Source organism: Asticcacaulis sp., from assembly GCF_051954415.1.
In the GTDB taxonomy this organism is placed as follows: Bacteria; Pseudomonadota; Alphaproteobacteria; order Caulobacterales; family Caulobacteraceae; genus Asticcacaulis.
This window is the reverse complement of sequence record NZ_JBQCHT010000025.1, coordinates 118050-140685: the sequence shown is the minus strand read 5'-3', so window position 1 is coordinate 140685 and position 22636 is coordinate 118050. Positions and strand designations below refer to the sequence as shown.

General features: G+C 57.5%; 27 protein-coding genes. 10 read left to right on the top strand and 17 right to left on the bottom strand.

Features of this window, described 5'->3' with window-relative positions; genetic code table 11:
- Positions 1-3: 3 nt before the first annotated feature.
- The 5 genes from ACTHND_RS09215 to ACTHND_RS09195 form a co-directional block, all read right to left on the bottom strand.
- Positions 4-1524, bottom strand: coding sequence for a type II and III secretion system protein family protein (locus ACTHND_RS09215; RefSeq protein ID WP_440177651.1), 1521 nt, complete (start codon positions 1522-1524; stop codon positions 4-6).
- Positions 1521-2465 (bottom strand): Flp pilus assembly protein CpaB, encoded by a 945-nt coding sequence (gene cpaB, locus ACTHND_RS09210; RefSeq protein ID WP_440177650.1) that lies wholly within the window; start codon positions 2463-2465, stop codon positions 1521-1523. Before cpaB ends, ACTHND_RS09215 begins: the two co-directional genes overlap by 4 nt.
- Positions 2466-2661: 196 nt before the next feature.
- Positions 2662-3180, bottom strand: coding sequence for an A24 family peptidase (locus tag ACTHND_RS09205; RefSeq protein WP_440177649.1), 519 nt, complete (start codon positions 3178-3180; stop codon positions 2662-2664).
- Between the two features lie 65 nt (positions 3181-3245).
- Positions 3246-3419, bottom strand: coding sequence for a Flp family type IVb pilin (locus tag ACTHND_RS09200; RefSeq protein ID WP_440177648.1), 174 nt, complete (start codon positions 3417-3419; stop codon positions 3246-3248).
- A gap of 102 nt (positions 3420-3521) precedes the next feature.
- Positions 3522-3695: a Flp family type IVb pilin gene (locus ACTHND_RS09195; RefSeq protein WP_440177647.1), complete on the bottom strand. Its 174-nt coding sequence runs from the start codon at positions 3693-3695 to the stop codon at positions 3522-3524.
- A 382-nt stretch (positions 3696-4077) separates the two neighbouring features.
- On the opposite strand from ACTHND_RS09195, the gene ACTHND_RS09190 reads away from it, so the two are divergent.
- The 3 genes from ACTHND_RS09190 to ACTHND_RS09180 all read left to right on the top strand — a co-directional run bounded on the left by ACTHND_RS09190 (position 4078) and on the right by ACTHND_RS09180 (position 5765).
- The gene (locus ACTHND_RS09190) at positions 4078-4533 is read left to right on the top strand and encodes a pilus assembly protein N-terminal domain-containing protein (RefSeq protein ID WP_440177646.1); all 456 of its coding nucleotides are present in this window, start codon (positions 4078-4080) and stop codon (positions 4531-4533) included.
- 106 nt (positions 4534-4639) lie between these two features.
- Positions 4640-5179, top strand: a complete 540-nt coding sequence (locus ACTHND_RS09185) for a TadE/TadG family type IV pilus assembly protein (RefSeq protein WP_440177645.1) — start codon at positions 4640-4642, stop codon at positions 5177-5179.
- A 1-nt stretch (position 5180) separates the two neighbouring features.
- Positions 5181-5765, top strand: a complete 585-nt coding sequence (locus ACTHND_RS09180) for a TadE/TadG family type IV pilus assembly protein (RefSeq protein WP_440177644.1) — start codon at positions 5181-5183, stop codon at positions 5763-5765.
- On the opposite strand, the gene ACTHND_RS09175 is transcribed toward ACTHND_RS09180, so the two are convergent.
- From ACTHND_RS09175 to bioB, 3 genes are all read right to left on the bottom strand, one after another.
- Positions 5762-7147, bottom strand: coding sequence for an anthranilate synthase component I family protein (locus ACTHND_RS09175; RefSeq protein ID WP_440177643.1), 1386 nt, complete (start codon positions 7145-7147; stop codon positions 5762-5764). The genes ACTHND_RS09180 and ACTHND_RS09175 overlap by 4 nt on opposite strands.
- 319 nt (positions 7148-7466) lie before the next feature.
- The gene (locus tag ACTHND_RS09170; RefSeq protein ID WP_440177642.1) at positions 7467-8972 is read right to left on the bottom strand and encodes an AMP nucleosidase; all 1506 of its coding nucleotides are present in this window, start codon (positions 8970-8972) and stop codon (positions 7467-7469) included.
- A gap of 25 nt (positions 8973-8997) precedes the next feature.
- Entirely contained in the window at positions 8998-9981 is a 984-nt protein-coding gene (gene bioB / locus ACTHND_RS09165) for a biotin synthase BioB (protein ID WP_440177641.1), read from the bottom strand.
- A gap of 89 nt (positions 9982-10070) precedes the next feature.
- Here bioB and ACTHND_RS09160 point away from each other — a divergent pair, with 89 nt between their 5' ends.
- Together ACTHND_RS09160 and ahcY are read left to right on the top strand one after the other, a co-directional pair.
- Positions 10071-10922: an aspartyl protease family protein gene (locus ACTHND_RS09160; RefSeq protein WP_440177640.1), complete on the top strand. Its 852-nt coding sequence runs from the start codon at positions 10071-10073 to the stop codon at positions 10920-10922.
- Positions 10923-11002: 80 nt separating this feature from the next.
- Positions 11003-12394 (top strand): adenosylhomocysteinase, encoded by a 1392-nt coding sequence (gene ahcY / locus ACTHND_RS09155; protein WP_440177639.1) that lies wholly within the window; start codon positions 11003-11005, stop codon positions 12392-12394.
- Between the two features lie 517 nt (positions 12395-12911).
- On the opposite strand, the gene ACTHND_RS09150 is transcribed toward ahcY, so the two are convergent.
- From ACTHND_RS09150 to ACTHND_RS09135, 4 genes are all read right to left on the bottom strand, one after another.
- Positions 12912-14981 carry a 3'-5' exonuclease gene (locus ACTHND_RS09150; protein ID WP_440177638.1) on the bottom strand — a complete coding sequence of 690 codons (2070 nt, stop codon included), beginning with the start codon at positions 14979-14981 and terminating at the stop codon, positions 12912-12914.
- Complete coding sequence (locus ACTHND_RS09145) at positions 14981-16006, bottom strand: hypothetical protein (RefSeq protein ID WP_440177657.1); 1026 nt, start codon at positions 16004-16006, stop codon at positions 14981-14983. The genes ACTHND_RS09150 and ACTHND_RS09145 overlap by 1 nt, the downstream gene beginning before the upstream one ends.
- The gene (locus ACTHND_RS09140) at positions 15903-16133 is read right to left on the bottom strand and encodes an Arm DNA-binding domain-containing protein (protein ID WP_440177637.1); all 231 of its coding nucleotides are present in this window, start codon (positions 16131-16133) and stop codon (positions 15903-15905) included. The genes ACTHND_RS09145 and ACTHND_RS09140 overlap by 104 nt, the downstream gene beginning before the upstream one ends.
- Positions 16134-16421: 288 nt before the next feature.
- Entirely contained in the window at positions 16422-17693 is a 1272-nt protein-coding gene (locus tag ACTHND_RS09135; protein ID WP_440177636.1) for an AAA family ATPase, read from the bottom strand.
- Between the two features lie 267 nt (positions 17694-17960).
- Here ACTHND_RS09135 and ACTHND_RS09130 point away from each other — a divergent pair, with 267 nt between their 5' ends.
- Genes ACTHND_RS09130 through ACTHND_RS09120 form a run of 3 tightly spaced genes read left to right on the top strand, consistent with a single transcriptional unit; the run spans position 17961 to position 18789 of the window.
- Complete coding sequence (locus ACTHND_RS09130; RefSeq protein WP_440177635.1) at positions 17961-18185, top strand: hypothetical protein; 225 nt, start codon at positions 17961-17963, stop codon at positions 18183-18185.
- Positions 18182-18508: a hypothetical protein gene (locus ACTHND_RS09125; protein WP_440177634.1), complete on the top strand. Its 327-nt coding sequence runs from the start codon at positions 18182-18184 to the stop codon at positions 18506-18508. The genes ACTHND_RS09130 and ACTHND_RS09125 overlap by 4 nt, the downstream gene beginning before the upstream one ends.
- Positions 18505-18789 carry a hypothetical protein gene (locus ACTHND_RS09120; RefSeq protein ID WP_440177633.1) on the top strand — a complete coding sequence of 95 codons (285 nt, stop codon included), beginning with the start codon at positions 18505-18507 and terminating at the stop codon, positions 18787-18789. The genes ACTHND_RS09125 and ACTHND_RS09120 overlap by 4 nt, the downstream gene beginning before the upstream one ends.
- Before the next feature lie 881 nt (positions 18790-19670).
- On the opposite strand, the gene ACTHND_RS09115 is transcribed toward ACTHND_RS09120, so the two are convergent.
- The 4 genes from ACTHND_RS09115 to ACTHND_RS09100 form a co-directional block, all read right to left on the bottom strand.
- The gene (locus tag ACTHND_RS09115; RefSeq protein WP_440177632.1) at positions 19671-20135 is read right to left on the bottom strand and encodes a hypothetical protein; all 465 of its coding nucleotides are present in this window, start codon (positions 20133-20135) and stop codon (positions 19671-19673) included.
- A gap of 67 nt (positions 20136-20202) precedes the next feature.
- Positions 20203-20928 carry a glycoside hydrolase family 19 protein gene (locus ACTHND_RS09110; RefSeq protein WP_440177631.1) on the bottom strand — a complete coding sequence of 242 codons (726 nt, stop codon included), beginning with the start codon at positions 20926-20928 and terminating at the stop codon, positions 20203-20205.
- Positions 20929-20930: 2 nt separating this feature from the next.
- A complete protein-coding gene (locus tag ACTHND_RS09105; RefSeq protein ID WP_440177630.1) occupies positions 20931-21248 on the bottom strand; it encodes a phage holin family protein in 318 nt (105 codons plus the stop codon).
- 6 nt (positions 21249-21254) lie between these two features.
- On the bottom strand, positions 21255-21395 hold the full coding sequence (locus ACTHND_RS09100) for a hypothetical protein (protein ID WP_440177629.1): 141 nt from the start codon (positions 21393-21395) through the stop codon (positions 21255-21257).
- 83 nt (positions 21396-21478) lie between these two features.
- Between ACTHND_RS09100 and ACTHND_RS09095 the strand changes: the two genes are divergently transcribed.
- Entirely contained in the window at positions 21479-21745 is a 267-nt protein-coding gene (locus tag ACTHND_RS09095; protein ID WP_440177628.1) for a type II toxin-antitoxin system HicA family toxin, read from the top strand.
- 73 nt (positions 21746-21818) lie between these two features.
- Complete coding sequence (locus ACTHND_RS09090) at positions 21819-22226, top strand: type II toxin-antitoxin system HicB family antitoxin (protein WP_440177627.1); 408 nt, start codon at positions 21819-21821, stop codon at positions 22224-22226.
- Here the strand turns inward: ACTHND_RS09090 and ACTHND_RS09085 are convergent.
- Entirely contained in the window at positions 22223-22618 is a 396-nt protein-coding gene (locus tag ACTHND_RS09085) for a phage tail fiber protein (protein WP_440177626.1), read from the bottom strand. The genes ACTHND_RS09090 and ACTHND_RS09085 overlap by 4 nt on opposite strands.
- Positions 22619-22636 lie beyond the last annotated feature (18 nt).

The following is a 22636-nucleotide window of genomic DNA, read 5'->3' as shown; positions in this document are numbered from 1 at the left end:
GTCCTATTCAATCACGTAGCCGACGGGCGCCTGATAAGGCTCGGGGGGCTGCCCGGAGGCAACGGCGGCCGGTTTGACGATCTTGTTGAGTTGCCCCATGAAGGTGGCGCTCATGTCGCCGGCGGCCTGGAGGTTGTCGGCCGGCGTCTGCATGGCGTCGGGGTTGGTGGGGTCGACGATATAGGGCGTGACCAGCACGACCATCTCGGTTTCGTCATTGAGGAAGTCACGCGAGCGGAACAGCGAGCCCAGAACCGGCAGGGAGGTCATGCCCGGCAGGGAATCGAGGCTTTCCTTGAATTTCGACTGCAACAGGCCGGCGATCATCAGCGATGAACCGGACTGCATCTCGACCGTGGTTTCGGCGCGACGGACGCTGAGCGCCGGAATGGTGACGCCGCCGGTGACGGTAAAGGCGCCGGTATTGGTCAGTTCAGAGACCTCCGTCGACATCTTGAGCGAGATGCGGCCGCCGGAAAGCACCACAGGTGTAAAGCCGAGGCCGACACCGAAGGGCTTGAACTCGATGGTGACGCGGCCCTGGTCGTCTTCGCCGGTCGGCACGGGGAATTCGCCGCCGGCCAGGAACTTGGCCGACTCACCGGAAACCGCCGTCAGGTTGGGTTCGGCCAGGGTGCGGGCCAGGCCGGCATGTTCAAAGGCTTCAAGGCAGGCATCGCTGCTGGTGCCGTTGGCCAGCTTGCCGGCATTCGTAACCGTGGTGGTCGTGCCGCCGTTGGTGGTTGTGGTGGTTGTGGAGCCGTCAAAGGTCGCGGTCTTGGCCTGGCCATAGCAAAGGCCCTTGCCACCCTGATAGCTGCCATTGGCGCCGTAGGTATTGGGACGGCCAAAGGAATAGGATTTGGTGCCGTCATTATAGGTGATGGAACTGGACAGCCCCAGTTGCTTGATCGACGAGCGGTTGACCTCGACGATGCGCACCTTGAGCGTCACCTGGTCCTTGCCGGCGATGGTCATCAGGTTGAGCACATTATCGGGAGAGCCGGCGAAGCTGGCGGCCAGACGGCCGATCTGGTCGGATTCGCCGGCATCATGCGCGATGCCTGACAGAACGACATGGCCGTTGACGCTCTGGACCTCCACATGGGTGCCGGGGAAGAGGCGCTGGACCGCGTCGGCCAGGCCATCCGTCGGGGCATCGACAATGATCGACAGGTTGAGGATCTGGCGCCCCATACCATCGAAGAAGATGGCGTCGGACTGGCCGTTGGCCACACCGAGCACGAAGATGCGGCGCGGCGTGCGCAGCACGGCGTCGGCAACGGCGGGGTTGGAGACGAAGACATCGCTGGCGTCGACCGGCAGGTCGATGACCGCCGAACGGCCCTTGGAGAGGTTCAGAACCTGCGTCTTGACCGACGCGGTTTGCGTATGGACCTGAAGGCCGCCGGTGGATGCGTAGGTGCGCGGCTCCGCCGAAACGGATGCCGCGCCAAGGAGACATACCAGAACCGCGGCGCTCAGGCCCGCTTTTATGGCAAGGGGACGGGTGAGAGAGATCATCGTGACACCATTACCTCTGTGGTCTGGTCGGGTCGGAAGACGCGCACCGATTTGTCGCCGGCGCCAGTGGGCGCAGCAGCCACGGCGCCGGACGGACCGGCGGCATCGGCATAGGAACGCAGCATCAGGGACAGGGTGCCGGATGCTTTTGCCAGGGTAACAACCTGGCCGTCAGAGGGCGACACTTCGAGCGTGGCGGTAGCGCCGATGACGCTCTGCTTGCCTTCTTCGACATTGACCTGCTGATCGATGGCCAGCACGCGGATATTGCGCAGGACCGGCTGGACCGAATCGATCGTGCCGCCGCCCGTCGTGCGCGGCGTCTGATGGGTGACGAGGATATCGACGCGGTCGCCGGGCAGGATGAAGCCGCCGGCAGTATTATCGACGCTCACCGGCACGGCCAGGGCGCGCATACCGGGGCTGAGCATGACGGCCATATAGCCGCCTTCGTCGGCGCGGACGATCTTGGCGTCGATGATCGGCTCGTTGGCGAGAATGGCTTCGCGCGTCACGCCGCCAACATAGGCTTCCTTGGTGGGAGACGGCGCCACCTTGTCGGCGACGGCCTGGACCAGTTCGCTGCCGGGCTTCTTGACGGCGACGGGGCCCTCTTTAGAATCGCCCTTCTTTGCCGCAGCATCTTCGCTGCCGGCGGCCGGAGCCGCGGCGGCGGGCGCGCCGCCATCGACAATGTAGGCAGGGTTCAGGGTATTGACCGGCCAGTCCTGCCAGTTGAGATCGGCCTCGGTGATGCGGGCGCCGGCGGGCAGGTCGCGGGCGGCGACGAGCACGCGGACGGTGGGTTGCGCCGGCGGCGCCTGGACGGAGGCTTCGGCCTTGTGCGATCCGCTGCCGGCCATCATGCCGCGCACCAGAAAGGCCAGGATCAGCGCCGCGATGGCCGCGAGACCGATAACGGCGTAGCGTGACGTCTTCATTGACCCCATATCCCCTGAGAAAATCTGACTCTGAGAAAATCCGGCAGTCCGCGTCATGCGGGCCAAATCATCTGCGAAATTGAACTTAAGGAATCTTCGCTTAAGGTTAGTTAACGTCCGACTAAAGAAAGTGTGCGGGCGCATAATTCTTTAGATTCATGAAGGTTTCCGGATTTTGGCGTCCGGTGCCGCAAACCTAGAGCGCCGGCAGGGGCAGCAGGCTGCTCATGAAATCGCTCTGCCACAGGGCGGCGATGCCGCCGACGCAGATGGCGATGCCATAGGGAATACCACCCTTCGGCTCCAGATGCTGGCCGAGCCAGTGCGGCAGTTTGGGAGCATAAAGCGAGAAGAACTGGCGCAGGGCCAGCAGGCCCAGGGTCAGGACTCCGCCGAAGATCGCCGTATAGAGAAGCAGGGCCACAAAGCCATGAAGGCCAAGCCACAAAGAGGCCGCCGCGATCAGCTTGGCGTCGCCGCCGCCCATGAAACGCAGGGCGAAAAGCGTCATGCCGAGCACCAGTCCGGCGAGGCCCAGGCCGAGATGGATGCCCCATTGCGACAGGCTGAGATGGGCCAGCAGGCCGACCGGCACGAAAAGAACCGCCAGGCCAAGGGTCAGGCGGTTGGGAATGGTCATGGTGGTGAGATCAGACACTGCGGCCCAGAAAAGCGCGATCGGATACAGACAGGCCAGCAGTATGGTTATCGACACGGACAGTACCTCGAACGAGATGAGTGGCCGTGTGTAAGTAGCAGGTCCGGGTTAAGCAGTGCTTATCAGCCGGGGTTTGTCGCGCCCCCGACAGCGGTCCCGATCTTGTTATACATAGCCTCAGTACTTTCAGTGTAGTAATGAACCGCACTGACGATGGCGAGAAAGATCAGACCGGCGATCAGGCCGTATTCGATGGCTGTTGCGCCACTTTCATCCGCCAGAAATTGCTTGAACATCTGCCTGCACCTGCAAGTATAGGGGCTAAAAAGAACGGGCCGCAGACAGTGTTTCGTCTGCGGCCCGAATACTTTCAGTCCGTCAGGACTAAGCTTTTAGGCTTAGGCGGCCGGCTTCACAGAGTCGGAGATCTTGGTGAAGGTCAGGCCGAGGTTGGTGCCGACAGCGCCCAGAACGGTGATCAGGGCGACGGCGATCAGAGCGGCGATCAGGCCATACTCGATGGCGGTGGCGCCGGATTCGTCCTTGGCAAAGCGATTGAAGAACTTGGTCATGTGATTTCTCCTGGATAATTTTAAAGCAAGTGAACCATTTTCGTATCGGGTACCGAGTAAACGGCTCATTTGCCCCCGAACACGAGATCAAATTAGCAAGCCATGATTAAATTGAAGTAAACAATCAAATGAAAATAAAATTATTCTATAGTTAATCTGCGGTTACTATTAAATTGAATTAACCTTAATTTGATTTAACGATATTTATCGTTGTATTAATGCGTATTTTTTCATGTTAATATTGCGTTTAACAAATTTAAACAAATCTTATTTAGCCTGTTTCCTAACGCGGGCCTTACGCATGATCCTTATAAAGTCACTGAAGGGACCGAAACGGTTTCGGGTGACCTGCGAAACACGAGCCATTTGGATAATGAAACACATGAATATCAAATCGACTGGCGTGATGGCCTTTGTGCTCGCCGCCGCTTTCATTTCTTCAGGCATCGCTTCGAGCGCTTCCGCTGCCCAGCGCCTGGTGGTTGAGAAGAACCATTCGGCGCGCATATCGCTGAATGGCGCGGCGGGTTCGGTCATTGTTGCCAATCCGGACATCGCCGATGTTAACGTTGTCGATTCCCGCACCGTATATATTGTCGGCAAGGGCTTCGGAAATTCCAGCGTCATCATTACCGATCAGATGGGCCGTCCGCTATTCGATGGCGAGGTGGTGGTCACCGCCTCGCAAAAGGGCGCCATCACCGTTTACAAGGGCCTGACCCCGTCATTGATGGTCTGTTCGACGATCTGCACCTCGGAAGACACCGGCAGCAGCAATGCCGGCACCAGTTCGCCGGTCGCGCTTGGCACGCCAGCGGCAGCGGGCGTCACGCCGTAAGACCTGTGTCCCTGGCCGGTGACAATTGTAAACCGGCTTTAACGGACTATTGACCGCGACACTGTAATCTGGGGGCGACTATTGAAACAGGGGCGCGAAAACCACCATGCGAGCCAGGCTTGCGGACCTTCGTAGGGCCATTCGGGGCCTGAAAGACACGCGCGGTTCCACCGCAGTGGAGTTCGCACTCGTGGCCGGTCCCTTGATCTTCCTGATCTGCGCCTGCGCCGAACTGGCGCTGATTTTCCTGGTATCGGTTACGCTCGATAACGCCACGGACAGGGCATCGCGGGATATCCGCACGGGCCTGACCACCAATGCCAATACCAGTGTTGAGCAGTTCAAGCAGAAGATCTGTGACAAGATGGGCTGGTTGGGCGGCAACTGCATCAGCAGCCTTCAGGTCGATGTCCAGACCTACAGCAGCTTTGCCGACCTGTCGAATGCGCCGCCGCCGATCGAGGATGGCAAATTCAAGGCATCCAGTTTCAACTTCAATATCGGTCCGGGCTCCAGAATCCAAATGGTGCGCGTCTATTACGAATGGCCGCTGATCACGCCCCTGCTCGATGGCGCCCTTTCCAAGCTGGGCAATAACGATGCGGTTGTCTCCGCCAAAGCCGTTTTCAGAAACGAGCCGTTTTAACATGATCTCCCTGCGCCGCCTCAACCGCCTGGTCACGCTGAAAGCCTTTGGCAAACGCTTCGCCGCTGACGGCTGCGGCGTCTCCGCCATTGAATTCGCCCTGGTCGCCCCGATTCTTATCCTGCTTTATCTCGGCATGGCCGAACTGACGCTCGGCATGATGGCCGCGCGCCGCGTCTCGCACCTGGCCGCCACGGTAGGCGATCTGGCGGCGCAGTCGCAAACCCTGACGCCGACCAATATCACCGATCTGTGGGCGATCGGCGCCAATATGCTGGACCCTTTCCCGACCAGCGGCACCTCCTTGAGAATTCGCCTGACATCGGTGACGATGCAAAGCACGAAAAAGGCGACGGTGGACTGGAGCGAGCCTTCCAACTGGACCAAGCATACCAACACTGACAAGGCGATCACGGATATCACGACCGATCAGATTGCGGTCGGTGAAAGCCTGATCCTGACCGAGGTGGAATACGATTACGATTCGCCCATCGGCAATTTCTTCAAGACGGGCACCGTCTTCAAGGACACCTTCATGCACCATCCGCGCAATGGCTCGGAGGTCACCTGCCCGTTGTGCCCCTAACCCTCCAAAACCGATCTGATCAGGGACAGCTTGGTTTCGGTCTCCAAGCGCTCGGCTATCGGGTCGCTGTCGGCCACGATGCCGCCGCCGGCCGCCGCGCGAAAATGCCAGCCGGCCTCATCTTTTTCCAGCGCCAGGGTACGGATCAGCACGTTTGAGTCCATGGCGCCGCCGGCATCGATGAAGAACAGCGACCCACAATAGGGGCCGCGCGCCGCCTCCATCTCACAGATCACCTTCATGGCCTGTACCTTGGGGGCGCCGGAAATCGAGCCGGGCGGGAAGGTGGCACACAACACATCGGCGGCTGTCTTTCCAGTCTGGAGTTGCGCCGTGACGGTCGAGACGAGATGGTGGACATTGGGATAAGATTCCAATGCATTCAGCGCGGTGACCTTTACGCTGCCGACTTCCGCCACCTTGGAGAGATCGTGGCGCATCAGGTCGACGATCATCAGGTTTTCGGCGCGGTCTTTCGCACTGGCGGAAAGCTCGACGGCCAGGGCCGCGTCTTCATCCGGTGTCTGGCCACGCGGCCGGGTGCCCTTGATCGGGCGAGTTTCCAGGTGGCCTTTGCTGTCCAGCGCGATAAAGCGTTCCGGACTGTTGGACAGGACCGCCCGATCGCCAAGAGTCAGGAAGCCGCCGAAAGGGGCGGCGCCCTTGTGATGCAGCGCCGCCATCAACCGGCCGGGGCTGGCGCCTGGTTTCAGCCGACCGCTCCAGCCGCGCGCCAGATTGGCCTGAAACAGATCGCCGGCGTGGATCTGCCGCACCAGCGCGGCTACTTTATCTTCGTGGACCTCGTCCGGTGTTTCGAGGTCGAGGGGCCTTTCGGTAAAGGGCGCAGTGTGCGGAGCGGATGCGGGGGTTGCGGAATAGAGCGCCGCCAGGGCGTCGCGCGCGGCCTCGGCCTCGGCAAGGCTTGCCCCCCGCCCGATAGCGGTCAGGGTGCGCTCGTGATGATCAAAAGCTATAACCGCCGGATAGCACAGCATGACCAGTTCGGGCCACGGCTGGCGGCCCTCGATGCGGAAGGGTCGGCGCTTCATGCCCTCCAGCCGCAGGCCCAGCTCGAAGGCGGCCATGCCGACCAGCCCGCCGGAAAACGGTGGCAGATCACTGCGGTGGTGATCGGCCGTGATGGGGGCGGTCGCTTCGCGCAGAAAATCAGCCGTTTCGCGCGGATCGTCACAGGCCAGGTGCGATTTTGCGACAGGCTGTGCCACCAGGTAGCTATACCGACCGAGGGCACCGCCATCGGACAGAAAACCGGCGGCAAAGGCGTGGTCCAGCCAGCCTTCCAGCCGTGCGCCCACCGCCTCGTAAGGCAGTTTTTTTTGCGCAGCAGTGGAAAGGGAGACGGCCGAAAACGGCAACATTCACAGCAACTTGATTCGATAGTGAGGGCCAGAAGGCGCACAATCATATCAGGATGTAACCCCTGTCGACAAGCCCGCGTCAGATGACGCCCGCCCGCACCGGTTACAGCCTATGGATGGAGGTCCATTGATCTGACTGGAGCGGTTTGCCTTAACAGCAACCCGCTCCTTTTTCTTTTGATCCCCCCCTCTTGGAGGGGAGGTGTCGAGCAAGCGTTAGCTAAGTCGAGACGGAGGGGTAAAGCCACAATCGCGGTTGTCTGTTGTTTACCTCTCCACCGCTTCGCGGTCCTTGGCACCGGGGGAGGAGCTTAATGAATTACCTGAACGGCGGCTCGTCAAACGCCCTGAGCTTGCGGCTGTGCAGTTTCGGACCGAAGTCGCGCAATATGCCGACCGTCTCGATGCCGATACGGATATGTTCGGCGATGGCGCGTTCATAGAAATGATTGGCCTGGCCCGGCAGTTTCAGTTCACCGTGCAGCGGCTTGTCGGAAACGCAGAGGAGCGTGCCGTAGGGGACGCGGAAACGATAACCTTGGGCCGCCAGGGTGGCCGATTCCATATCGATGGCGATGGCGCGCGATTGCGAAAACCGGCGGGCTGACAGCGAATATTTCAGTTCCCAGTTGCGGTCGTCGGTGGTGACCACCGTGCCGGTGCGCAGGCGCTTTTTCAGGTCTTCGCCATCCTGGCCGGTGACGCGCACCGCCGCCTGATGGAATGCCTGCTGCACTTCGGCGATCGGTGGAATGGGAATCTCGATCGGCAGCACATCGTCCATCACATGGTCGTCGCGCAGGTAGGCATGGGCCAGCACATAGTCGCCGATGCTTTGTGAGGCGCGCAGGCCCCCGCAATGGCCGATCATCAGCCAGGCGTGCGGCCGCATGACAGCGAGGTGATCGGTGATGTTCTTGGCATTGGACGGGCCAACGCCGATATTGACCAGCGAAATGCCCTGCCGGCCGGGCGCCATCAGGTGATACGCCGGCATCTGGTGCTTGCGCCACGGTGAGTTAGCGATCATCGCCTCCGGATCGGGGGTATCCTTCGTGATGGTGAAATTGCCGCAGCAAGACAGGGCCGTGTAAGGACTTTCCGGCTTTTTCAACTGCTCCAGCGCGTAGGCGACGAAGACATCGACATAGCGGTTATAGTTGGTCAGCAGGATATAGCCCTGGGTATGTTCGGCTGGGGTGCCGGTATAATGCTTCAGGCGCGCGATGGAAAAATCGCTGCGCAGCCCATCGAACAACACCAGCGGATGATGGCCCTCGGCGTCGATGAACGAAATACCGTCGGCCACCTCATTGCCGATCAGGGCCAGTTCGGTGGCCGGGAAATGGCGGGAGAGATCGATGGCCGAAACGCTGTTGAGATCAAGCCCGGCACCGTCGAGCACATACGGATAGGGGATTTCCTGATCGGACAGAGACACCGTGCATTCAGCGCCATAGTCGCGGATCAGCAGATCGAGTTGTTCCTCGATATAGTCGCCGAAAATATCCGGCCGGGTGATCGAGGAGGAATAGGTTCCGGGGCGCGAAAAGCGGGCATAGGCGCGATTGACCTCCGGATGACGGTTGGCCATGACCAGCGCCTCGTCTTCGTCATCGAGCACACCCTTCCAGACGATCGCCAGCTTGGGATAGCAGTAGCGCCCGGCATCGCGTAAAGGCCGCGACGGTTTCTGACGGGTGGAAAGATAGGCTTGCAGATCGGCCTGGAGCGCAGCCACGGCTTCGTCATAGATCTGGCGCAACTGGCGGACAATTTCAGCGGCGGAGATTTGGGGGGCTGCCGTTTTCTTTTCTGTTTTCATAGCCTTGAAGATAGCACGCCGAACGTCAATTTTCTATGACACCCATCGGCCTTAAGCCCAGTTCGCGCAGCAGGTGGGCGTCGGTGCCGGGTTGCGGATTGGGCGTGGTCAGAAGCGTGTCGCCGATAAAGATCGAATTGGCGCCGGCCAGAAAACACAGGGCCTGCAATTCCTCGCTCATCTCGTTGCGGCCGGCCGATAGCCGCACCATCGACTTCGGGCAGAGGATGCGCGCTACGGCGATCGTCCGGACAAATTCGATGCCGGAAATCCCGCCATCATTTCCGACCTTGTCACCCAGCGGCGTGCCGGAAATGGCCACCAGATTATTGATCGGGATGGAATCCGGATGATGCGGCAGGGTGGCCAACTGGTGCAGGAATGACACCCGGTCCGCGCGCGCCTCGCCCATCCCCATAATGCCGCCGCAGCAGGTCTTCATGCCGACGTCGGAAACGGCTTGCAGCGTATCCAGCCGCTCCTGATAGGTCCGTGTTGTGACCACGGAATCGTAATATTCCGGTGAGGTATCGAGATTGTGGTTGTAATAGTCGAGGCCGGCGTCTTTCAGCGCCTGCGCCTGATCGGGCGTGATCATGCCGAGCGTGGCGCAGGTCTCCAGGCCCATAGCCTTGACCCCGCCAATCATGGCGGCCAGCGCCGGTACGTCGCGGTCCTTCAGGTCGCGCCAGGCCGCCCCCATGCAGAAGCGCTGTGCCCCGCTGCCTTTTGCCGCCCGCGCTTCCGATAGCACCTTTTCGACCGCCATCAGCTTGCCGGCTTTCAGGCCGGTATCGAAATGCGCCGATTGCGAACAGTAGCCGCAGTTTTCCGCGCAGCCGCCGGTTTTCACCGAAAGGAGCTGCGAGAGCTGCACCTCGGACGGATCAAAATGCTGGCGATGCACCGTGGCGGCCTGAAAGACCAGTTCCATAAAGGGCAGATCGAAAAGGGCGGCGATCTCGTCCTTTGACCAGTCATGACGGAGTAAAAAAGCGGGTGCGTTCATCATCAAATCCTTAGCTTTGCGCCTTGATTAGTCCAATTGCGCCATGCCGGCACCCAAATTCTGCTCATTTCGGCTAATATTCTGCCGCCATGACTCTCGACCGCCGCCAGATTCTGACTGCCTTTACGGCCCTCGGCTTTACCGCTTCCATGGCTCGCGCGGAAGCCGTGGGCTTCGATCTGCGCCTGACTAATGAGGGCCTGATTATGCCGGTCATGGTGGGCGGCCAATTCTTGCAGGGTATTCTCGATTGCGGCGCCAGCGCCACCCTGATGGATGCCGGGGTTGCCGAAAACCTCGGGCTCAATGCGATCAGCGAACGGCGGGGGCAGGCCGTCTATGGGCAGATTACCGCGGGTGAAAGTGCGCCGGTACATATCCGTGCGGGTGATGCGGCCTACACGGCGCCTGTCATGATCCTGCCGATGCGGCAGGCCGGTTTGACCTCGGATATGCTGATCGGACGCGATATCCTGTCATCCTTTCCGCTCGATCTCGATGGCCCGGCTCAGCGCGCCAGTTTCCGACGCCAGCGGCCGGCGAATGGCATGAGGTCAATTCCCTTGTCGCGTAGTCCGAAGGGCGCTCTGGTAGTGGATATCCAACTGGAAGGCCAGCCGGTCCGCGCCAGTCTTGATACAGGCGCCAATACCGCGCTGATCCTGCGAAGGCATTGGGCGAAGCGGAACGGCCTGCTGGACGGTCGCCCGCAATCCACGGCCCTGGGCGGCGATATCAACGGCTTGCGCACGCTCACCCTGAGCCCGGTCCGCGATATCCATATCGGCGGCATGGCATTCCATGACCTCTCCGCCGAGATTTCCGACAATGTGCTGGAACACGATGTCACGCTCGGCCTGGATGTTCTCAGGCGTCTGCATACCTACTGGGATGTGCCGGCCGGAAGGCTGTGGCTGGCACCGACTTCCGACGCCATATAAAGATATCTTTATATGTTTATTGCCAATTCGCTGCCGGATCGTTATAAGCCGTCTCATATCTCTTGAAACGGAATCTGATCATGGCCGACTATATTGTAAAAGACCTCTCGCTCGCCGCCTTTGGGCGCAAGGAAATCGACATCGCCGAGGGCGAAATGCCGGGCCTGATGGCCACGCGCGAGGAGTTCGGTAAGGACAAGCCGCTGAAGGGCGCGCGCATCGCCGGTTCGCTGCATATGACGATCCAGACCGCCGTGCTGATCGAAACCCTGCAGGCCCTCGGCGCCGAAGTGCGCTGGGCGTCGTGCAACATCTTCTCGACGCAGGATCACGCCGCCGCCGCCATCGCCGCCAAAGGCACGCCGGTCTTCGCCATCAAGGGCGAAACCCTGGAAGAATACTGGGACTACGCCCACAAGATATTTGAATGGCATGACGGCGGTTATCCGAACCTGATCCTCGATGACGGTGGCGACGCCACGCTTCTCTGCGTACTGGGTCCGAAGGCCGAGCAAAACCCGGCCCTGCTCGACAATCCGCAGAACGAGGAAGAAGAAGCGCTCTACACCGTGATGAAGCGCTACCTCAAGGAAAAGCCCGGCTTCTATTCGGCCATCCGTGACGCCATCAAGGGTGTTTCCGAAGAAACCACCACGGGCGTTCACCGCCTCTATGCCATGGCGCAGAAGGGCGACCTGCCGTTCCCGGCCATCAATGTCAATGACTCGGTCACCAAGTCGAAGTTCGACAACCTCTATGGCTGCCGCGAATCCCTGGTTGACGCCATCCGCCGGGCCACCGACGTCATGCTGGCGGGCAAGGTCGCGGTCGTGCTCGGCTATGGCGATGTTGGCAAGGGTTCGGCCGCGAGCCTGCGCAATGGCGGCGCGCGCGTGATCGTCACCGAAGTCGATCCGATCTGCGCGCTTCAGGCCGCCATGGAAGGCTATGAGGTCCGTACGGTCGAGGAAGTGGCCGCTACGGCCGATATCTTCGTTACCTGCACCGGCAACAAGGACGTGCTGCGCCTGGAGCACATGCGCGAGATGAAGCACAACGCCATCGTCTGCAATATCGGCCACTTCGACTCGGAAATCCAGATTGCCGCCCTTCGCAACTTCAAGTGGGACGAAATCAAGCCGCAGGTCCACCACGTCGAATTCCCCGACGGCAAGAAGATCATCGTCCTCTCCGAAGGTCGCCTGGTGAACCTGGGCAACGCCACCGGACACCCGTCCTTCGTCATGTCGGCCTCGTTCACCAACCAGACCCTGGCGCAGATTGAACTGTGGGTGAACGGCAAGACCTATGACAAGTCGGTCTACACCCTGCCGAAGCACCTCGACGAAAAGGTTGCCCTGCTGCACCTGGCCAAGCTCGGTGCGAAACTGACCGTGCTGAACCAGGAACAGGCTGACTATATCGGCGTGCCGGTCGATGGCCCGTTCAAACCGGATCATTACCGCTACTAAAGAAAGCTACATTCCGCCTTCAATTTGTGTCTCAGATTGAAGGCGGAATTTTAGGTTCAGTCGTGCGGACCGAAATCCTAATCTTTATTCTTCGCCTGCTGTGATAGTCAGAAGGCGCCTATCCAAAAGTGCCATCGCGTCTGTCCTAAAACTAGGACCGCACCGCTGAGAAATCCCCTCAAATGCCCCCCCCAACGAGGGCGGATGCGGGTGGACTCCGGCGGACGGAGTTGAACTCAGCGTCTTATAATCAGCACATTTTTAAAGGTTTTTCCAGCTTTCGAGGACGAAAGCGAACAACCTAATGGTGCAGGAAAGAACTCTCACCTTTGAAATAGTCAATTGATTCAATTTTCTATTGGAAAGGTGCGGGGAGTAAAGAACCCCCAAATGTTCCCCCAAGCTTGCGTGCTGGGTTCTAGAGACGGTCTTAAGCTACACCAACATAACCATTGATGTCCACCAGCATTCGCACGAATCCGTTGTATTTTGGAAAGGCTACAAATCAACGGTATCGCTACAGGTCGCTCAGAAATTCCGAGGCAGGATCAACGCCAGAAATCAGCAAGTGATCACGCGCGCGGGTACATGCGACATACAGCAAGTGCCGCTCTGTGTTGTAAACCTCTTCAAGCTCGGATTCATCTGTCACGGTTTCGATGCGTTCCTGGTTCGGAATAACCTCATCGTCGCAAGCCATGACCGCTACGGCTTTGAACTCAAGCCCTTTGGCAAAGTGCATGGTGCCGATATTCACCTTTCCGTCGGCAGTCTCAGACTTATCGTCAAGCTCTACGACATCACACCCGGCCTTCTTTGCTGCCTGCCTGGCGCGGGGCATTTCGGCATCAGATCGAACAAAGATTGCGACTTCGCAAGGGTTCATGCCGCTGGTGACTTGTTCCTTGATCCATACCGCCACCCCGTCATTTTCGGAATCCGGGGTCGAGTAGGTCTGCACGTCAGGCGCAGGACCGTCGAAAAGCGAGATCGTGCCTTTCCGCCCTTCCACATTACCGTCAACGTCGCTGACGGACGGAGGCAGCAACTTATCCGCCATCGAGCGGATTTGCTGTGACGTACGGTAGTTTATTCGAAGTATGGACGAACGACCGCGCACATCCAGGCCCAATGCCTTCCATGAGAATGGTTGCTGAAAAATGCGCTGACCAAGATCGCCGGCTAGAAAGAGGGCGTTGCCGTCCACACCCACGGCGGACGCCAGAAAGCGCGCCTCTGCCACACCCAAATCTTGCGCCTCGTCAACGATGGCAAATTCGTATGCTCTCTTGTCCGTTCGTTGGAAATGATCCGTCAGTCTGCCAAAAACATCGGCCCAAGTGACAAGATTGCGCTCGGCCAGCGCCGCCCGCACTTTATCGAAAATAGCCCACAAGGTTTCGCGCTGCTTGCCACCAATCCGGGTCTTGCGGCCAAGCCGCGTCACATCGCGATAGGCCTCCCAGTTCCCAAGCTGCCAAGCATCGACGACCTCAGACCATTCGTTGAACAGAAAGGTCGTGGAAAATTTATGTCCATCTACTTCCAAAGCCGCTTTGGCGAGTAGATTGCGCACCTGGGCCGTCGAAGCCAAATTAGGTTGCCCAAAGTTGGCGGTATACAGATCGTAGCCGACAGCGGAAAACGCCTTCACGGCAATTCGAGCCTTCAGCCCCGCGTCGTGCCCGGCCAGCAAATCCAGGCGACGCGCCAGCGCATTGGCCAGCCCTTTTGAAAAAGTCGTCAACAGGACGCGCGCTTCAGGTTGACTTCTCGCCAGATGGACGGCGCGGTGCAGCGCGACAATGGTCTTGCCGGTGCCGGCCGATCCCGAAACGCGCACAGGGCCGGAAAACGACCTGCTGACAAGTGCTTCCTGCGCCGGATGAAGGAACACTGCCCATTTGTCCCAGGGAAAGTCGAGCGCAAGCTGCAAGTCTTCAGAAGTGGCAACCAGCCTGAAGCGGCGCTGGGCGTCGGGATGCGCGAACGCGTCAACCGTATCGGGTGTCTCAACAGGCGCTTCCGGCGTCTCTCCGACGGCCAGTTTGAGCAAGGCCTCTTGAGCTTCCTGCGGCAGATGAGCGATGACCTCGAATAAAGTCTCTTCCGTCGCGCTGCGCACGTCGTCAACCCAGTCTTCCGGCACGCCAAAAGCCATGATTTCGAACTTGCGCAGATTGTCGAATAACTTGGGTTTTGCGGGACTGGCGGGTTGGCTGATGACCGGAAGCTGATAAATCTCCGCGTCCTCGACACGTTCGCGTATCTGGACAAGTTGCATGGCCCCGGTCACCGGGTGTCGGTCCATGCGGCGCTTCTCCGCCCATTTGTAGGCGTCGTCATGATGATCGACATAGGCGAGGAGAAAGCTCGACGCCGTCTTGTGGATGATCAGCCGGATGTCGGCATTGACCCGGACCGACCAGAAATTGTCGTCCTTGCTTTTGTCGATCCGATGGAACGAAAGCCCCGGCGCCGACGGGTTCATCTGCAAATCAAACGCCGTCGTCTTGACAGCCTTCTGCTCTTGAGCGGTTAATCGACCGAGGCTGTCGGTGAACGTATCGGCTATTCGGAATTCCATCAGGAAGGCAGCTCCTTAAACTGGTTTGACACCGGGTCCCAACCGATTAACCCCCACTCGGCACCGGTAGTTTGGATTTGATCGTGCATCACCAATCCAACGCCGTTATCGTCTGAATATTCATATTGGATCGTCGTCATTCCCATTCGATCAAAGACCTGGCGTGGCCCCAGTAGCGTCCTTTTCACCATTGTGCCGTGGTGAGGTATCATCACGATACTACCGGGGCGAAACACTCGCCGCACCGTGTCCTTATCAATTTGCTCGGTCGCTGTTTGATCCCGACCCTCATCAAGTTCATGAAACGTATTTTCGTCAGGGTTCCAGTAGATAAACTGCGAGTCATCATCAATTGGTTGTATTTCTTCGTGGCTGACGAATGACTTCCGTCCATTATGATCATAGATGTAAGCCAATTGTTTCTGACCATCATTCATTAGATCAATCAAACGAGGTGCGACGATCTCGCGGCTCACGAGAACGCCCTGAAAGTACATCCCGACGGTACTGCCAGGTTTATAAACCATGTACATCCCTCCCGGAGCGATCATCACGGGGTTCGCAAGAACATCAGCGGTCTCGAGCTCTTCAGCCCATAGCTTTATTCGTTCCGTTACATCGTCCGGCACTAAAGCCGCTCGACCTGCAAGTCCGGCGGCGCGATCAAGCTGCGCCGCATATTCCGAGAAGTGATGATACAAATCTTCAGTCAGGCGCAAACCGCCATACACTGTGTCGTATATGACGATTGCGTCGCTAATTTTTTTTGGGGCTCCGTCCGTCATAATAGCGATATTCGTGAAGGCGCAATCCACGTCAGAGGGCGCGACACTACGCTCCCTACAGAGCAGTTGCATGAAGGCCTGCGCTACGCTCTCACGTCGGCTGCTGGCTTGTGGATTTCCACCAGCGAACCAAGCCTCATTTAAGCGGATAACAATACCTGTGGTTCGGATAAGCGCCAAGCGATAGCGTTTGTTCCCTCTTGTCGAAGAAATAGCGCACTTTCCATAGCCGGCTGCCATTTGGATTGACCAAGAGCCTGAGACCATTGCTGTCAACCAGCGAATAGGACTTGTCCTGAGGTTTTGCGCTACGAATTTGGGGGTCGGAAAGAGTCATGCGGGTGCCACCTGGGAAAATTGAAACCATGGCATCAGACCCAGGATTAGACCCAGGACAGCCCGCGATTTGTGCGGACACAGGGCGACAATGACAGGTCTTAGCCTTGTCAAAGTAGCAGATTTTATTGGGTTTTTCAATCATCTGCGGGCATGTGCAGATGGTAAGATGGTGCCCAGGAAAGGACTCACAATAGTGTGTCGTTTCAACTAAATGAGGTGTCTAACCACCGTTAAACGCTCACTGAAAACACTAAAGATTTTCGGTCAGTGTCTAACCGTTATCTGGGCCGTAAAGCTCACCCTTGATCGGGGGCGCTCAGTTTAATGCCGACCCTGGCGACGATTTCTGTTTTTCCCACTTCATGTAAAATAACAAAAACGGGTCTGTTATCACGAGTGCGTCCTCACTTTTTACAAACTCTAATGGAGGCTCCCCCTCGATGTTCTCGCGGGCTATTTTGCTCATATGGGCTAGTGCCGCTGAAATTTCATGCTTTTGTGGAAGCTGGCCTTCTTCCATGAGATCCTTCAGAGCAGATCTAATTTCATCGTAATGTGTTCTTGGTTTCGGTCCTAGCGCCGACAACGCGAGCATGAGTGCTTCATAAATATCGGCAGTCCCACCACTTTTTAATCTACGCGCCTTCCTTTCCTTACGCGCCTGCGGGCCTTCTTTGAGCTTACGATATTTCGGAAAGCCCTTGCTTTGGGCCACGTCCTCTAATGTAGGAACAAGCAGCTTTGGGTCGATTGTTTCGCCCACATCTGACTTACTGTATATTCCGGAACGGATGCATATATTACTACAAATTTCCTGTACAAGGAGAGGGTTGCCGAAGCTTTCATTAACAATATTATTAAGTAAGCCTGTTGAGCACTGCACGTTTAACGCATCAAATCCCTTTTTCGGAATCAATGAAAGGTCAGATATAGACCAAGGCGGAATAGAGAAGTGCTTGAATCTACCTTGTAATTCGTCCTCGACAGTAATGGGATCAAAAGCGCGATGGGGGACAGCTAAAAAAATCACAGAAAGCCCCTTAAATATCGGCCCCTTCAACGCCTGAATTATGCTCCGCTGCACGTCTGACGGGATGTAATGAAAATCGTCGACCAAGAGCGCAACGTCGTCATCGGCCAGCTTTTTCAATGAGTTTAGCATGAGCGAATTTTGGTAGGTTAAACTGCTCGTTGTTTGAGTTCCGCCAGACACATCATGGCTGCCAGTGGCTGAGGCGATTCCAGGGAAGCCCCCACCAACTGCCCCGCCAGTTTTCCAGGCGTCAGTTTCAGTTTTGCTTTTAGTGGCACTTTGAGCGACATTTAGTTGGTGAGCCAGGTTTGACCAGAAATCAGCTTCCGTCCGTACCTGCCCGCCTTCAACGACGACGTGTTTGTAACCGGTGTCTAAAACTCTCGTGCAAAGAACAGTTTTGCCAGACTTGGTTGGCCCAGTTACCACGTTGAGAGTATATCCTTGGGCCAGCACCTTCCTAATGGCATCCTCTAGTTCCAAGTGGTCCCGCGCTACATAAGTGACCGAAGGCTGACCACCTGGGGTGAACACTTCTTTAAGTTTTAGGGTCATGCCACACCTCTGCAATCTTAAGCTGCTACCGCTATTACATAGGCGAGAATATTAATCCAGATAATCTATATTTCCTGACTTGCCTGTTGCAACGACGTATGCCTTGGCAAGGCAAAGCCAGTTTAATAAAATCAATGGCATAGGCCAGCAAAGAACCGCAAGACGGCTTATATAAGTTCAGGGTTTGGCGCGTGTTGCGTGCCACTTGCGTGTCACCTCTTGACTCTTTTTTCAATGAGAACGAAAAAGGAACAAATGGAGGTTTCAATGAAGTGGCCACGCACCGAAAACTGGAAGGCCGAAACGATGCTGAAGGAACTGCACCCCGATGAGGTGCTGACCATCACCCGGCCGGGGAAGGTGCCGCTACGCCTCACCGTGCACGAACTGATAAATGAAGCGCGGATCAGCGGCACCTTGACCATAGAGCAGGTCGAATGGGCGTTTTCGGACCGGCCATTGCCTCACAGTTTAGCATCCGGCCTTCAATGAAACTCGCTGCCCCGCCGCCGCCGGCGCCGCGAACGGTCATGGCCGAGATCGACGCCGCATTGGGCCAATTGCCCGCCGACGCGCAGGATGTTTATATCGAGTTGTCGTGGCCGCACTATAAGGAATTGCTGGCCATCAAATGCCTGGACACCGACGCCGGGCAGATACGCACATGGGGGAGTGGCTATGTGCGACGCCCATTGAAACTTTATCGCGGATATGTTCTCAAATACTACCAGTATGGCCACAGCCTGGTCGTCTACAGCAAGCCGGACGGTTCTATAGGTGGTATCCGGATCGCTTATCAAAGGGACACGGAATGACTGATGCGATTCAAAAGACCCTTACGGCCCTGGACGAAGCCAAGATGGACCGATTCAATGCCATTTCGTCATTGGTTGGTGTCATCGAAGAAGCCTATCCGGGCCAGTTTAAAGCTGAAGACCTGAAGGAACTCCAGGCGTTCGTCGGCCAGATTGTTGCTGATGTTGAATCCCGCTGCATTGATATCTACACGGCCGTCACTTCTATCGATGAAGCCCGAAGTCTGGCCGCTGCCGGCGTGCCGGCCTTTCTGGACCTGATTGCGATCGGAGCGGAGTAGCGCTTGGCTGACGGGATAGTTTACAGCTTTTACGACTACGAATCCCGCGAAGAGATCGAGGGATTTGTCGTGCCACGACTTCTGATTTGCCCGAGAATTGGCGAGGCCGTGCGAGTGATAGTCGACGACCGCATGGACTGCGGCTCGCGTCGGGTTGCGGAGATCGAGCACCGGGTGTTCGTGGGGTCGAGCGAACTCGAAGCCCGGCACCAGGTGATTATATATTTATCCTAGCCCATCAGCCCTGGCAGGGCGGTTATAGCGCACTCGAATAGGCGTCTTCAGACCGGCCCGTACCTATCTAGTCGCAATTTTGCTTAGCCGAATCAGAAACGCCTGCGAGAACGATTCTAATCTTCCGGAAAATGCAATAAGTGAGGCTATTTTTATGGTGTTTCACACGCATAATATGGGTAATTTAGATTAATTTCTTTTGTATGGTTCTTTTTGTTACTGTCAATTGTTGAAGAAGTTCAATCGGTTAACAGAGTCAATCGAAATATCTTAGGGTGACGGAAACGTCACCTCTTACCTTAACTCGAAAATATGGGATTATATGCACGCGGCAGGCACTGTGTTTGCCGCGCACCCCTAGTAAGGAGGCCGCGATGATTATTCATCTGGCAGACTTTGGGGTAATTCTGATACCGGATCAGTTTGTGAATTCTGTCTTGCTGGGCATTATCACAGCGCTGATCCGGCTCAGAAAGCCACCTGATTAAATCAGGAACCAAAGCGGGGGCGGGCTCGAAAGAGTCCGCCAACGCTTCAAATCGAGCGTAACGCTTTAGGCCGGTCTATGCAATACACGTATTGCATCAAACGGCGAGCCGGTGGGAATTTAAGCGCCCCTAACCTCGCTACTTGCCACCCTAGCCAAGTCAGCCTGTGGGTTTGCTTTTCGGTGATAGGCTGATCAACTCGACCATTGCGTTCGCTAGCTTACTTGAAAACGACGGGTCAAATTTAAGCCCTGGCATGTCCTCGGCAAAATAACGACAATCCATAAAGTCGGTTGCCATGTCGGCTAATTTCTTCAGAAAAACCGGCTGATCAGCAGTGGAAACGCCCATAAACATGTAGATGGCTTGTTTGGTTCCATCATCAATCTTATTGAACAGTGAGGTTAAGTCGTGACCATGTTCCATTTCGCCGGTGCGAGTAGCAATAATCCACTTAAAGCTCAACTCGATTACAAAGCAATGCAAGGTATGCGCGGCTATTGGTAGCATAATGACCTTGCCGCCTATATGTACCTCTTCGGCCGCCCGCTGCGCAGCAAGGTTAAACTGATCTATATTATGCTTTAAATAAATCAGATCTATTTTCTTTGGGGACTTCGCCATATCCGCTCTCCTGTGAGTCGCGGACAGTATCTACCACAATGCGAAGGCGCAGGCGATTCAGGCCCCCCTATACCCCCCACACATCCCTCAATCGCGCCACCTTATCCTTGCGAGCCTGTAGCCCCTCCATGCCCTTGCCGTTGATAAGCAGGGTGATGCGCGCCGTGTTGCCCTGGTCGGCCCAGGCATTGCAGCTATTCAGCCGCCAATAGGCCAGCGCCACCCGCACCGAAACATCCGGCTGTTGCACGATATCCGGATGGTCGACCAGGTTCAGGCCGATGGCATCGCCATAGAGCTTGTAATTCTTCAGGCCGGTGATCTGGATATCCCCTTGCCCGCGACAGCGCCAGCCGTCGCCGCTCGCCTCATCGCCATTGCCGTTCTTACCGGCATAGACGTGATTGGCGATAGCCTGCGGACCGGCCTTGATCAGCGCCGCCGCCTGCGCCAGCGTCTTAACGGTTGACGGAAAGACCGCCATCAGGCGCTCAGGTGTGGTGTAGTGCAGGTTTTCCTCGAACTTCGTCCAGCCGGCCGTTTCATGGCAGACCTGCGCCAGGAAGTGAATCAGCCGGAGGTATGACCAGCCCTGCGGGTTCTGGTCGCTTTGCGGCTTCCAGTATTGAAGGATCAGCGCAGCGCGGTCTGAGATGGCCTTATCAGGCTGCCGGCGGGCCACATAGCCCATGGCGGCGGTCAAGGTCTTCGCGCCGAAGACGCCATCCGCCCCGGCCGGACCACAGGAAAAACCCGCCTCGATGAGGCGGGTTTGCAGAGTCTTGATTGTCATGGTCAGTCTTTCTTTTCGCCGCCGACGCGCGCCAGCCAGACGGTGTAAACGGCATCGACCCAGTGCGGGCCGATGTAGGACACGGCGGCGATGATGGCCGCCGCGCCATCGCCTTCGATCCGCAGAAGCGCGCAGAAGCCATGGGCGATGCAGCCCATGCCCACGGCAATCGGCAGTTCCAGCAGAAGGGCGCGGCTGAAGAACTTGCGGCGCCCCCGCTGGACCAGGGTTGTGTGGTAAAGCAGGCGACCGACAAGGCCCATCGCCATGGCGACGATCCACCCGGCCTTCGCGGTCAGGAATTCAATCACAGCGGTCATCTCCGGTCAGTTGCCGGAAGCGCCGATGGCGACCGTGACCGCCGAGGCCACCCAGTCGGGCAGGGGCGTGCCCAGCGCGGCCGCCACCGCCACCCCAAGGGCGACCAGCGCCCCCAGCACCTTCTTGTTTTTCAGCAGTTTCATCATAGTCCCAGCCCCTCCTTAGGGCATAAAAAAGCCGTCCCCGTGAAATCGGAAACGGCTAAAATTGTGTAGTTTCTGCGCAATTTATGTTGACGCGGTACGCAAAATTGTGTAGTTTCTACACATCAACAACACACGGAGTTGCAAATGGAATGAACGCAAAAAGCACAGTGAGCCCCTCGGTAATCATCAAGCGCCTCGAAAGCGAAGGATGGACAAGGCGAAAAGGGAAGGGCGATCATGTGAATTTCAAGAAACCGGGCCACAAGACAGTCACTGTCGACACCGGAGCCAAGGAAATCCCGATCGGCACTCTTCGCAATATTTACCGAATGGCAGGCTGGGAGTGGTGAAAACCACTCCCCTTCACGCTCAGTTCTTTGCGATTACAAACCGTTTGTAATCCCTATTCATAAGAGACTTCACATGACCCATATAGTAGCCGTTATTCACGGGGAGCCGGGCGCCTATGGCGTATCCTTCCCCGACTTCCCCGGCCTCGCCTCAGGTGGCGAAACCATCGAAGAGGCCCTGCGTAAATCGAAGGATGGACTCGATCTCCATATCGAAGCCATGCAGGAAGATGGCGAGGATATGCCGCGCCTGCGATCCGTTGAGGACATCAAGGCTGATCCGGAAGAGGCCGAGGGCCTGGCCGATATGGTCGCCTTCGCCCTGGTCGAATATGACCTGCCGGGCAAACCCACGCGCCTGAGCGTTTCAATGGATGAGCGCCTGGTCGAGAAGGTGGACAAGGCCGCGAAACAACGCGGCCTGACCCGCAGCGGCTTTCTGGCCGCCGCTGCCCGCAACGCCCTGCGTGAACCGGCTTAATCAATGGTCCAGGTCAGGTCGCCGACATCGAAAAAGACCTCGGTGTCGGCACTGACCGTTTTCGACCCGCCCGCCAGGGCATTCGATCCCAGCATGTGCCCGTCGGCCGCAGCATCATAGACAGCGAAGTGCGTGAAGGTGACCGGGCCGGTATCGGCCGGGCCGAAAGTGACGACCGCATTGGAAGTCATGGAACCACCGGCCTTATCGAATGCCGCCGCCACACGGCCGGCGGCGCGAATGTCGGTCGTGACATCGGTTCCGCCGGTTCCGGCATCCGTGGGGTCGCCGTTGAAAAGCGCGATGTAGAGCGCGGCGGGCGCAGCCGGCATGTCGGTGCCGGTCAGCCAGTCGGTGATCTTGTCTTCGAGATAGTCCGAGAATCCGGGCATGGTTTAGTCTCCGTTTGT